Annotated in this window: 8 protein-coding genes; 5 read left to right on the top strand and 3 right to left on the bottom strand. The window is 72.0% G+C overall.

What is annotated here, in order from left to right:
* Positions 1–25: 25 nt before the first annotated feature.
* The 3 genes from ACFU5G_RS25515 to ACFU5G_RS25525 are packed head-to-tail and all read right to left on the bottom strand — an operon-like array spanning position 26 to position 3,449.
* The gene (locus ACFU5G_RS25515) at positions 26–2,281 is read right to left on the bottom strand and encodes a heavy metal translocating P-type ATPase (protein WP_377251142.1); all 2,256 of its coding nucleotides are present in this window, start codon (positions 2,279–2,281) and stop codon (positions 26–28) included.
* Entirely contained in the window at positions 2,281–3,240 is a 960-nt protein-coding gene (locus ACFU5G_RS25520) for a heavy-metal-associated domain-containing protein (protein WP_377251144.1), read from the bottom strand. The genes ACFU5G_RS25515 and ACFU5G_RS25520 overlap by 1 nt, the downstream gene beginning before the upstream one ends.
* On the bottom strand, positions 3,237–3,449 hold the full coding sequence (locus ACFU5G_RS25525; RefSeq protein WP_020018251.1) for a heavy-metal-associated domain-containing protein: 213 nt from the start codon (positions 3,447–3,449) through the stop codon (positions 3,237–3,239). Before ACFU5G_RS25525 ends, ACFU5G_RS25520 begins: the two co-directional genes overlap by 4 nt.
* A gap of 124 nt (positions 3,450–3,573) precedes the next feature.
* On the opposite strand from ACFU5G_RS25525, the gene ACFU5G_RS25530 reads away from it, so the two are divergent.
* From ACFU5G_RS25530 to ACFU5G_RS25550, 5 genes are all read left to right on the top strand, one after another.
* Positions 3,574–4,017: a GNAT family N-acetyltransferase gene (locus tag ACFU5G_RS25530; RefSeq protein ID WP_377251146.1), complete on the top strand. Its 444-nt coding sequence runs from the start codon at positions 3,574–3,576 to the stop codon at positions 4,015–4,017.
* Positions 4,018–4,064: 47 nt separating this feature from the next.
* Complete coding sequence (locus tag ACFU5G_RS25535) at positions 4,065–4,811, top strand: class I SAM-dependent methyltransferase (RefSeq protein ID WP_377251148.1); 747 nt, start codon at positions 4,065–4,067, stop codon at positions 4,809–4,811.
* Positions 4,812–4,820: 9 nt separating this feature from the next.
* Positions 4,821–5,132 carry a hypothetical protein gene (locus tag ACFU5G_RS25540; protein WP_377251150.1) on the top strand — a complete coding sequence of 104 codons (312 nt, stop codon included), beginning with the start codon at positions 4,821–4,823 and terminating at the stop codon, positions 5,130–5,132.
* Positions 5,133–5,345: 213 nt separating this feature from the next.
* Positions 5,346–11,351, top strand: a complete 6,006-nt coding sequence (locus ACFU5G_RS25545; protein WP_377251152.1) for an Ig-like domain-containing protein — start codon at positions 5,346–5,348, stop codon at positions 11,349–11,351.
* 213 nt (positions 11,352–11,564) lie between these two features.
* Positions 11,565–12,014 (top strand): hypothetical protein, encoded by a 450-nt coding sequence (locus tag ACFU5G_RS25550; RefSeq protein ID WP_377251154.1) that lies wholly within the window; start codon positions 11,565–11,567, stop codon positions 12,012–12,014.
* Positions 12,015–12,057 lie beyond the last annotated feature (43 nt).

The raw sequence follows: 12,057 nt of genomic DNA on the forward strand, positions 1-12,057 counted from the left end.
CCACCCGGGTGCGCCGCGGCCGCCGTCAGCGGGGCGAGAACGAGCGCAGCCGCAGGCTGTTGCCCACCACGAACACGCTGGAGAACGCCATCGCGGCGCCGGCCAGCATGGGGTTGAGCAGGCCGAGCGCCGCCAGCGGGATCGCGGCGACGTTGTAGCCGAACGCCCAGAAGAGATTGGTCCGGATGGTGCCCAGCGTCCGCCGGGACAGCCGGATCGCGTCGGCCGCCGAGGTCAGGTCGCCCCGGACCAGCGTGATGTCCGCCGCCTCGATCGCCACGTCGGTGCCGGTGCCCATCGCCAGGCCCAGGTCGGCCTGCGCGAGCGCCGGGGCGTCGTTGACGCCGTCGCCCACCATCGCGACGACCCTGCCCTCGGCCTGCAGCTTGGCCACGACGTCGGCCTTGTCCTGCGGCAGCACCTCGGCGATCACCCGGCCGATGCCCACCTGGGCGCCCACCTGCTCGGCCACGGCCCGGTTGTCGCCGGTGAGCAGCACGGGCGTGAGCCCGAGGCCCACGAGCCGGGCGACGGCGTCCGCGCTGGTCGGCTTGACCTGGTCGGCCACCACGAGGATGCCGCGGGCCTGCCCGTCCCAGCCGACCGCCACCACGGTCCGGCCCGCACTCTCCGCGCGGGCCTTCGCCTCGGCGAGATCCGTGGGCAGGTACTGGGACCAGTCCGCCAGCAGGCTCTCGCGGCCCACCACGACGGCGTGCCCGTCGACGACGCCCTGCACGCCCAGCCCCTGGACGCTCTCGAACGACTCCACCGGCGGGAGGCCGCCGACCACCTGGGTGGCGCCCGTCGCCACGGCCTGGGCGACGGGGTGCTCGGACGCGTCCTCCAGGGCGCCCGCGAGCCGGAGCAGCTCGGTGCGCGTGGTGCCGTCGGCCGGGACGGCCTCCAGCAGCGCCATCCGCCCGGTGGTGACCGTGCCGGTCTTGTCGAGCACCACGGTGTCGACCTTGCGCGTGGACTCCAGCACCTCGGGCCCCTTGATCAGGATGCCGAGCTGGGCGCCGCGCCCGGTGCCGACCAGCAGCGCGGTGGGCGTGGCCAGCCCCAGCGCGCAGGGGCACGCGATGATCAGCACGGCGACGGCCGCCGTCAGACCCGCGGTGGCGGGGAACCCGGCGCCCAGCCAGGCGCCGAGGGTGGCCACGGCGATCGCGATCACCACCGGCACGAAGATCCCGGAGACGCGGTCGGCCAGGCGCTGGATCTCGGCCTTGCCGGACTGCGCGTCCTCGACCAGCCGGGCGATCCGCGCGAGCTGCGTGCCCGCGCCCACCTGGGTGGCCCGGACCACGAGCCGGCCGCCCGAGTTCACCGTGGCGCCCGTCACGGAGTCGCCCACGCCGACCTCGACCGGCACGGACTCCCCGGTGAGCAGCGACGCGTCGATCGCGGAGGAGCCGGACACGACCACGCCGTCGGTCGCGACCTTCTCCCCCGGCCGCACCACGAACTCGTCGCCCACGGCCAGGCTCTCCACCGGCACGCGGGTCTCGGCGCCGTCGCGCAGCACCGCGACGTCCTTGGCACCCAGCTCCAGCAGCGCGCGCAGCGCGGCGCCCGCGCGGCGCTTGGACCGCTTCTCGAAGTACCGCCCGGCCAGCACGAACATCGTGACGCCGGTGGCGACCTCCAGGTAGATGTTCGCGGCGCCGTCGGACGGCGCGACGGTCAGCTCGAAGCCGTGCGTCATGCCCGGAACGCCCGCCGTGCCGAGGAACAGCGCGTACACCGACCAGCCGAAGCCGGCCAGGACGCCGAGGGAGACCAGGGTGTCCATGGTGGCCGCGCCGTGCCGCAGGTTGGTCCACGCGGCCCGGTGGAACGGCCACGCCGCCCACAGCGCCACGGGGGCCGCCAGGGCGAGCGACGCCCACTGCCAGTAGGTGAACTGCCAGGCCGGGACCATCGCGAGCGCGATCACCGGGACGGCGAGCACGACCGACGTGATCAGCCGGTCGCGCAGCGCGGTCAGCTCCGCGTCGCGGGGGTCGGCGGCGTCGCCGTCCGCCGTCGTCTCCTTCGGGGCGGGCAGGGCGGCGGTGTAGCCGGTCTTCTCCACCTCCGCGACCACCGCGGCCAGGTCGTACCCGGCGGGCGTGGTGACCGTCGCCTTCTCGGTGGCGTAGTTGACGCTGGCCGTCACGCCGTCCAGCCGGTTCAGCTTCTTCTCGATCCGCATGGCGCACGACGCGCAGGTCATGCCGCCGATCTCGAGGTCGACGGTGGTGCCTGCCGCCTCCGTGCGGGACGTGGTGCCCATCAGTGGCTCCCGTGGGTGTCCAGGACGAAGCGCGCGGTGTGCACGTCCCCGTCGACCTTGAAGTCCAGGTACAGCAGGTAGCGGCCCGGCGTCGGCGCCTGGGTCAGGAACGCGACGTCCGGCCCGGACACCGAGCCCGGCTCGGGCTCGTCGCCCTCGGGGTGCACGTGCAGGTAGGCCAGGTCGCCCGCGCGCAGCGCGACCAGGTGCCCGTACGCGCCGAGGTACGGCTCCAGGTCCGTGACGGGCTCGCCGTCCTTCGTGACGGTCGCCGTGAGCGTCGACTCCGCGGTCGCGCTCAGCTCCCCCGCGAGCGTGGCGGTGTAGCCGCCCGTCGTGTCGGACGCCGACACCGCCGTCGGCGGCCGGGGCGTGACGCGGCCCGCGACGTCGACCGCGCGGCCGAGCGTGACGTTCTCGCCGGTGGCCTCGGGGACGAAGTCGGCGAGCACGCGGTAGCTGCCCGCCTCGGCCCACGTCCACGGGATCGACCAGACGCCGTCGGCCGACATGGTCGGGTGCACGTGCCGGAACTCCTCGCCGTCGGACCGCACGACGATCAGGTGCAGCTCCTTGTCGTGCTCGGTCTCGAAGCCGGTCACCGCCGCGCCGTCGGCGTCCAGGACCGAGAAGGAGAGCGTGCCCTGCTCGCCGGTCTCGTCCGGGACTGTCACGGGGCTCAGGAGCAGGCCGTCCTGCTCGAGCGACAGCCCGCGCACCTGCGTCGGTGCGCCGCCCGCCTCGTGGGCGCCGGCGTCCTGCCCGTGGCCGCCGTCCGCGGCGTCGCCGGACGTCTCGTCGCCCGCCATCTCCATGTCGTCCGACCCCTCGACCCCGGCGGTCGCCGACCAGGCGGCGACGGTGCTCTCGGGCACGACCGCGCCCGCCACGGCGAAGGCCGCGACGAAGACCGCCGCGAGACCTCCGCCGTACAGGCCGAGCCGCTGGGGCGCGTTCATGAGACGCGCGCCGCCTGGTACCCGGCCTCGTCCACCGCGGCCAGGACCGTCGCCTCGTCCAGCGCCTCGGCGCTGCTGACCACGAGCCGGCCGGTCGCCGCACTCACCTCGACCTGCTCCACGCCGGGCAGGCGGCTTACCTCGCCACGCACCGACATCTCACAGTGTCCGCAGGTCATCCCCGTCACCTGGTACTCGCTCGTCGCCATCGTCTCGCCTCTCGGTGGTTGGTACGCTGTTACCCCTAGGGGGTAACCGTATGTCGCTCACCATATACTCCGCAGGGGTATGGCGCGCAACACTGATCACCCATCCGGTGGCAGGCTGCCCGGCATGACTCGCACCAACCCGCCGCCCGGGGCCGAGCCCGACGACGTGCCCGACGACGCCGCGCTCGCCCTGCGCCCCGACCTCACGGACGACGAGCTCAACGAGCTGTTCGACGCCGCCTGGCCCGGCCACCGCCCGACGTCCTTCGAGCCGGTCCTGGCGCGGAGCCTGGCCTGGGTCGCCGCCCGCCGGGCCGGCCGCCTGGTCGGGTTCGTCAACGTCGCGGGCGACGGCGGCGCGCACGCCTTCGTGCTCGACACGACCGTGCACCCCGACGAGCAGCGCCGGGGGCTCGGGGTGCGGCTGGTCCGCGCGGCCGCCGAGGCGGCGCGGGCGTCCGGCGCCGTCTGGCTGCACGTCGACTTCGAGCCGCACCTGACCTCGTTCTACGCGCGGTGCGGCTTCCGCCCGACGGCGGCGGGCGTCATGCCGCTGGACGGGAGCTGACGGAAAAGAACTGTTCCGGGCCGGGGCACCGCTGCCAGGCTGCCTCGATGGACGCCACCGAGGACAGCACGCGGGCCGCCTGGGCGATCGCCTCGCGCAAGTACGAGGACGAGTACGCCGAGCACCTCGAGCTGGCACGCACCGTGGAGCTGCTGCCGGCCGAGGTCGGCGTCATCGGCGGGCTCGTGCCGGGAGCCGACGTCGTGCACCCGATGAGCGGCCACGGGCTCGACGACATCGCCCTGGCGCGCCTGGGGGCGCGGTCGGTGCACGGGATCGACTACAGCGAGGCGGCGGTGTCGAGCGCGCGGCGCCGGGCGGACGAGCTCGGCCTGCCCTGCCGCTACACCCGGGCGGCCCTGCCCGCGAGCGGCCTGGACGACGCGTGCGCCGACCTGGTCTACACCGGGAAGGGCGCGCTCATCTGGGTGACCGACCTGGACGAGTTCCTCGCGGAGTGCCGCCGCCTGCTGCGCCCGGACGGCCGGCTCTACGTCTACGAGGCGCACCCGCTGGTGCCGCTGTGGGACTGGGACCCGGACGAGATCCGGGTCCGCGCCGACCGCGGTTACTTCTCCCCCGCGCACGTCAACGACACCTACCCCGCGGGCGGCGCCGTGGAGCGGCAGCACACCCTGTCGGGCATCGTCATGGCCTGCCGGCGGGCGGGCCTCGAGATCGAGCACCTCGACGAGCACCCCGAACCCTTCTGGTACCCGGGCGGCGTGACCGCCGCGGCGTGGGACGGGCGTGTGCCGAACACGTTCAGCCTGCTCGCGCGGCCTGACCACTAGGGTGCAGGAATGTTTCCCCTGGAGATCATTCCCGCGGCCATCCTGGTGATCCTGCTCCTGCTGTACATGACCGTGAAGGGCAACCTGCACGCGAACGGCAGGACGGTGGAACGCGTCGAGCGAAAGCTCGACCTGGTGATCAAGCACCTCGGCATCGAGGGGCCCGTCGCCGAGGGGATCTCGCCCGAGGCGCTGGCCGAGATCGACCGGTGCATCTGGTCCGACCGGCGCATCGAGGCCATCAAGCTGTACCGCGAGGAGACCGGCCAGGGGCTCCTCGAGGCGAAGGAGTGGGTCGACCGGCGCGCGGCGTCCTACTGATCCCGCACCCCTGAAAGCCCGCTGACCTCGGCGCACGCGCTGCGAAAAGCACCCATTTCGGCGACAATTCACCTCCTCGATCGATAGGGTTACGGACGTCGCGCCTGTGTTGGATGTCCGGGCGGGCTTTTCTTTGTGGAGTGATGATCGGGAGGACGCATGAGCTTTGCCTCACGCGTATTTGAGAATCGCAGGTCGGTAGTTTCGGCGGGTGTGGTGACGCTCTTCGGCGCGGGTCTGCTGGGCCTCGCGCTCTGGTACGACGGCGAGACCACCGCGGACGTCGACCTGAACGACAGCGGGGTCTGGGTGACCCAGACCGCCGAGGGCCAGCTCGGGCGGTTCAACTACGAGGCGAAGGCGCTGGACGGCGTCCTGGTGGCGGGCTCGGCGAGCTTCGACGTGCAGCAGGACGCGCAGCGCGTGCTCCTGGACAGCGTGAGCGACTTCTCCGCGAGCCCCGTCAACCCGGCGCAGCTCGTCCTGGACGGAACGATGAAGTTCCCCGCGGGCTCGCAGGTCGCCTCGGGCGCCGCCACCACCGCCGTGTACGACGGCGAGACCGGCCGGGTGTGGGTCATGCCGTTCGACTCGGCCGCCTTCGACGAGAAGGAGACCAAGCCGACGCTCAAGGTGGGCAAGGGCGGCACGCTCGCGGTGGGCCGCGAGGGCACCGTGTTCCTGGCCGTGCCCGCCGACGGCAAGCTGTACACCGTCCCGACCAGCACGCAGGGCGTCGCCGAGGACGCCGACGAGTCGTCGATCTCCCTGGGCCCCGACGCGAAGCTGCAGGTCTCGGCCGTGGGCGACAAGCCGGTGGTGCTGGACCTGTCGACCGGCAACCTGGTGCTGCCCGGTGGCGACTCCGTGCAGATCGAGAGCGGCTCGCAGGGCATGCTGCAGCAGCCCTCCGGCAAGGCGGACGAGGTGGCGGTGGCGACCCCCGGGAACCTCGTCACCGTGCCGCTCGGCGGGGGCGACCCGGTCAAGCACAACTTCGCGGGCGGGAGCGGCGGCCAGCCCTCCGCTCCGGTGCAGCTCGGCGGGTGCCTCTACGGCGCCTGGGCCGGCGGCCAGGTCATCCGCGAGTGCGGCGACGCCGAGGACAACGTGAACGAGGTGCTCGAGGGCGTCGACCCCGCCGCGAGCCTGGTCTACCGCGTCAACCGCAACATCATCGTCCTGAACGACGTCGGGAACGGCTTCCTGTGGATGGCCGCCGAGGAGTTCGAGAAGGTCGACGACTGGGAACAGACCATGCCGGACAACTCCAAGGGTGAGAAGACCAAGTCCGAGCAGGCCACCCCGGAGCAGGTCGACCAGGCCGTGGCCGACCGGAACAAGCGCAACCGCCCGCCGGTCGCCGAGAACGACACGTTCGGCGTGCGGCCCGGCCGCACCACCGTGCTGAACGTGCTGGGCAACGACTCCGACCTGGACGGCGACGTCATGACGGCGTCCGTGGTGGGCGAGGTCGAGGGCGACATCAAGGTCAACCGCGTGCTCGACGGCGCGGCCCTGCAGGCCGACGTGCCCGACGACGCGAGCGGCACCACCACGTTCACCTACCAGGTGGACGACGGCCGCGGCGGCGTCGACGAGGGCTCCGTGGACGTCAACGTGGTGCCGCTGGAGGAGAACAACCCGCCCGTGCAGCCCGGCAAGCCGGTGCTCGTCGTGGGTCAGGGCAGCATGGGCACCATCAAGGTCCTGCCGTACTTCACGGACCCCGACGGCGACGACATGTTCCTGTCCAGCGCGAGCACGGCCGACCCGCTGGACGAGGTGCGGTTCCGGCCGGACGGCACCATCGAGTTCCGCGACGGCGGCACCGTTACGGGCAGCAAGGTCGTCGAGGTGCAGGTGTCCGACGCGATGGGCCAGGCGTACCAGGGCAGCCTGATCATCAAGGTGGTCGCGTCCAACGTGCCGCCGGTCGCCGTGCAGGACCACGTGACGGTCCTGGCCGGCGAGCCGGTCACGGTGGACCCGCTGGTCAACGACTTCGACCCCAACGGCGACGACATCCGGCTGACCCGGGTCAACGACAAGCAGGGCGCGACGATCACGACCAACGCGACGGCCGAGACGTTCAAGTTCCAGTCGGAGACCCCCGGCGCGTACGACGTGACCTACGAGATCACCGACGGCCCCGAGCCGACCACGGGCCTGGTGCGCGTGGACGTCGTCCCGCCGCCGGAGGAGGCCGGCGCGCCGATCGCCGTCTCGGACCAGCTGCTGCTCCCGGCCGGCGGTACCGCGCTGGTGGACGTGCTGGCCAACGACACCGACCCCGCGGGCGGCGTGCTCGTGGTGCAGGGCGTCGACGTGCCCGGTGACGCCCCCGTGAGCGTCTCGGTGCTGAACCACCAGATCCTGAAGGTCTCCGAGGTCAAGCGGCTCGAGGGGCCCGTGACCCTGACCTACACGGTGGCCAACGGCACCAGCACGGCCACGGGCCAGGTGCGCGTGGTCCCGATCCCGACGCCCGCCCAGCTGCGTCCGCCGGAGGCGGGCCCGGACGAGGCGACCGTACACGTCGGCGACGTCGTGACCATCCCGGTGCTGAAGAACGACACGCACCCGGACGGCCTGGAGCTGACCCTGACGGACGAGCTGCAGGAGTCGCCGCCCGCCGAGGCCGGCGAGGCCTTCGTCTCCGAGGACACGGTGCGGTTCCGCGCCGGCCAGGAGGCAGGCCAGTACCACGCCGTCTACGAGGTGCGGGACGCCAACGGGCAGAAGGACTCCGCCCAGATCACGATCAACGTGCTCGACGCGCCGGAGAACTCGGCCCCGCAGCTGCCCGACATCGAGGCCCGCGTGCTCGCCAAGGGGGTCGTGCGCATCCCCCTGCCGCTCGACGGCACCGACCCCGACGGCGACTACGTGACGCTGAGCAGCATCTCGGCCCCGCCCGCGAAGGGCACCGCCACGATCGTGGACGGGTTCATCGACTACCAGGCGGGCAAGGAGGCGACGGGTCTGGACACGTTCACCTACCAGGTCACGGACACCCGCGGGGCGCCCGCCGAGGGCGTCGTGCGGGTGGGCATCGCGGTGCCCCCGGCGTCGAACCAGGAACCGCAGGCGATCGACGACGTGACGACCGTGCGGCCCGGCCGCACGGTCGCCGTCCCGGCCCTGGAGAACGACTCGGACCCGGACGGCGACCAGATCTCACTGGTGGCCAAGGGCTTCGAGGGCACGGGCGACCTCAAGCCCAAGGCGGTGGAGGACGAGGTCGTGGTCACGGCCCCGGACGACGAGGGCGCCTACTCCTTCTACTACGCCGTCCAGGACATCTACAAGGCCGAGGCCAGCGGTGCGATCACGCTGAACGTCGACCAGAACGCGCCGCTGCTGCGGCCGATCGCCCACGACGACGTCGTGACGGCGGACGACGTGCAGGGCTCGACCAGCGTCACGGTCGACGTGCTCGCCAACGACGTCGACCCGGACGGCGTGGCCGCCGATCTCGAGGTGTCCGTGGACCCGGGCCTGGAGGGCGTGACCCTCACCGAGGAGAACGGCATCAAGATCGAGCTGACGCAGGACCCGCAGGTCATCACGTACACGGTCAAGGACATGGACGGCCTGGAGGCCAAGGCCTTCGTGCGCGTCCCGGGCGACCTGGCCCGGCCGCACCTGAAGCCGGGCCAGGAGCCGCTCAAGGCGTTCTCCGGCGAGCCGCTGACCATCGACCTCGAGGACTACGTGGTGGTGCGCGACGGTCGCAAGCCGCGGATCACCGAGGAGAAGACGGTCAAGGCCCTGGAGGGCAGGGCCGACGTGGAGGACCACCACACGATCGTGTACACCTCGGCGCGGGACTACGCCGGCTCGGCGTCGGTCAGCTTCGAGGTGACCGACGGCAAGGGGCCGGACGACACCGAGGGCCTGTCGGCGGTGCTGACCCTGCTGATCGACGTGACGCCGTCCGAGAACATGCCGCCCAAGATCACCGGGCGGCCCGTGCTGAAGGTCGCGCCGGCGGAGAAGGCCGACGTCGACCTGTCGCGGTACGTCACGGACCCCGACAAGGACCCGCTGACCTTCGACGTCAAGGGCGTCGCCGGTGTCACCACCAAGGTGTCGGGCGCGGTCGTGACCGGCGAGGTCGACGCCTCGCTGCCCAAGGGCACCTACCGTGAGCTGCCGATGACGGTCTCCGACGGCAAGAACCCGGCCGTCGAGACCGTGCTGACGGTCCGGGTGGTGCCGTCGACCAGGCAGCTCGCCAAGACGGCGCAGGACACCGTGCCGGACGCCCACCAGGGCAAGGTCAGCACGATCCCGGTCCTGGCCAACGACACCAACCCGTTCCCCGACAAGCCGCTCAAGGTGGTCGGCGCGGAGCTGGAGACGGGCCAGGGCGACGTGAAGTTCAACGACTCCGAGGTGATCGTCACGCCCGCGGACGACTTCACCGGCGTCATGACGGTGCGCTACCGCGTGCAGGACGCGACCGGCGACCCCGACCGCGAGGTCGACGGCATCGCCAAGCTGACGGTCCTCGGCAAGCCCGCGGCACCCCGGGCGCCGCGGGTGGAGGAGGTGCGTTCCGAGACGGTGGTGCTGAGCTGGGACCAGCCCAACAACAACGGCTCGGACATCACCGGCTACAAGCTGCGGACGCAGAACGGTCAGGAGCACGCGTGCAAGACGACCACCTGCACGTTCGACGGGCTCAAGAACAACGTGAAGTACACGTTCACGGTCATCGCGATCAACGCGGTGGGCCCGTCGGCGCCATCGCCGGCCTCCCGTGAGGTCCGGCCGGACGCGAAGCCGGACCAGCCCGCGCCGCCGACGCTCAAGTTCGGCGACCAGAAGCTGACCGTGTCCTGGAAGAACAAGGCGTACACGGACCGGTCCCCGATCGAGTGCGTCAACCTGGAGATCAGCCCCGCCCCGGCGGACAACGTGACCCAGAAGACCTGCCAGGCCGGCAGCAGCGTCACGTGGAGCGGGCTGGAGAACGGCACGGCCTACACCGTGCGGGCTCAGGCCAAGAACAAGGCCCCGGACCCGTCGGAGTGGTCCGAGGCGTCGGCGCCGGAGACCCCGGCCGCGCCCCCGGCCGCACCGGCGGCGCCGACCGCCACCCGGGTGAACACCGCCGTGGGCGGCCAGATCACGGTCAAGTGGACGGCCCCGGCCAACAACGGCGACGCGATCAGCAAGTACTGGCTGGGCGTCTACACCGGCGGGGAGCTGGTCAAGTCCCTCAACACCACCCGGACGACGCAGACGGTCCAGGAGCTGTCGACCGACTCGACCTACACCTTCAAGGTCCGGGCGACCAACAAGGCCGGCGAGGGCGAGATGAGCCCGTTCTCGAACGAGGCGGTGCCCTACGGCATCCCCGACATCCCGGGCAAGCCGACCGCCAAGCTCGGGTCCACCACGAGCGGCCAGGCCGACGTGAGCTGGAGCCGGGTGCAGTCGTTCCGCGGCGCCGGGGCGCGGTACGAGGTCTCGGCCAACGGCCAGGGCAACCCGAGCGCGGGCAACAACAACACGTACACGTACAAGGGCCTGAACAACGGCACGGAGTACACGTTCCGGGTGCGGGCGTGCAACGCCAACGCCAACGCCTGCTCGGACTGGTCGGCCGCCTCGAACCCGGTGACGCCGTACGGTCCGCCGCCCACGCCGAAGATCACCGCCACCGGTGAGGGCGGCAAGGTGACGTTCACCTGGGACGCGCGGGCCGAGAACGGGCGCCCGACCACCGTCAGCGTCACGGGCGCGATCAGCAGCACCCAGAAGAGCGGCACCCAGTCGGCCACGGCCGGCCCCGGGGACACCAAGAAGGCCTGCGTCACCGTGACCGACTCGGCGGGCAACAAGGCCGACGCCTGCGACTCGGCGGCGGGCCTGACGCCGAAGGCCTGGGTGACCGTCGGCGGCAACAGCGGCGACTGCGCGAACTGCCGCAACTGGGTGCTGAACTGGTCCGGCTTCGACTCGGGCAACCACGAGGCCGCCTGCTGGGCGGGCAACACGCAGAAGTACGACCAGGACAGCCCGACCTACTGGCACGACATCCACGAGCCGCACTCGAACACCTGGGCGGGCAGCACCAAGTACCCGATGAACGGGTCCAGCGGGAACCGGACGCTCTCGTGCTTCATGAGCGGCAAGTACAACGGGGCGGAGGTCGCGTTCCGGGTCGACGACAAGCTGTACCAGGTCTCGAACTGGAACAGCTGACGACGGCACTGCGGTGACCGCGGGGCGTACGGGAGACCGTGCGCCCCGCGGTCGCGCCGGCCCTCGGTCCCGCGACGTCGCCCTGAGTTGGACGCTTGCCCAGGCGAATTGCCCTACTTGTCGCTACGCTGCCGCCGAAGCCGGGTTCGACCAGTTGGTCCGCTCCGCACTGTGTCGTGACCACGACCTGGATCTCGAAAAGTAAGGACCGCAATGCTCGCGCAGGCATTCACCGCACGCCTGATGGACGGCAAGCTGACCGTCGGCAGCGACCACGAGACATCCCTCTGCCGGCACTACGGCAGCCACCCCGGAGTCCGGACCACCACCACCGAGCACGGCGAGTACTGCGCCGTCGTCGACCACACGCCGCTCCCGCCGGCCCGCGAGGAGGGCGAGACGAGCGTGTTCCGCGGGGCGGCCGTCGACATCGGCGACCGGTGGGCCTTCTTCGACAGCCTCGCGCCGGCGGCCGGGTTCGTCCGGGCCGGGCTGCTGTCCAACCTCGCCCCCTCGTGGGACCTCTTCGAGGCCGCCGAGGTGCGCTCCTACTGCACCGAGCACTGCTGCGACGAGCTGGCCCTCGTGCTCGGGCGCCAGGTCTACGACGAGGCCGAGATCGACGAGTTCTTCTCGCAGTTCGCCGCCTCGATGGCCGCCTAGGGCGCTCGCGCAGACGTCCGGCCCGGTGCGAGGCAGGTCGCAC

The organism is Promicromonospora sp. NPDC057488 (assembly GCF_042802395.1).
Taxonomy (GTDB): Bacteria; Actinomycetota; Actinomycetes; order Actinomycetales; family Cellulomonadaceae; genus Promicromonospora.

Bases quoted from the DNA above. Each gene is read 5' to 3' on its own strand.
- ACFU5G_RS25515 (WP_377251142.1), bottom strand. From the start codon at position 2,281: ATGGGCACCACGTCCCGCACGGAGGCGGCAGGCACCACCGTCGACCTC.
- ACFU5G_RS25520 (WP_377251144.1), bottom strand. From the start codon at position 3,240: ATGAACGCGCCCCAGCGGCTCGGCCTGTACGGCGGAGGTCTCGCGGCG.
- ACFU5G_RS25525 (WP_020018251.1), bottom strand. From the start codon at position 3,449: ATGGCGACGAGCGAGTACCAGGTGACGGGGATGACCTGCGGACACTGT.
- ACFU5G_RS25530 (WP_377251146.1), top strand. From the start codon at position 3,574: ATGACTCGCACCAACCCGCCGCCCGGGGCCGAGCCCGACGACGTGCCC.
- ACFU5G_RS25535 (WP_377251148.1), top strand. From the start codon at position 4,065: ATGGACGCCACCGAGGACAGCACGCGGGCCGCCTGGGCGATCGCCTCG.
- ACFU5G_RS25540 (WP_377251150.1), top strand. From the start codon at position 4,821: ATGTTTCCCCTGGAGATCATTCCCGCGGCCATCCTGGTGATCCTGCTC.
- ACFU5G_RS25550 (WP_377251154.1), top strand. From the start codon at position 11,565: ATGCTCGCGCAGGCATTCACCGCACGCCTGATGGACGGCAAGCTGACC.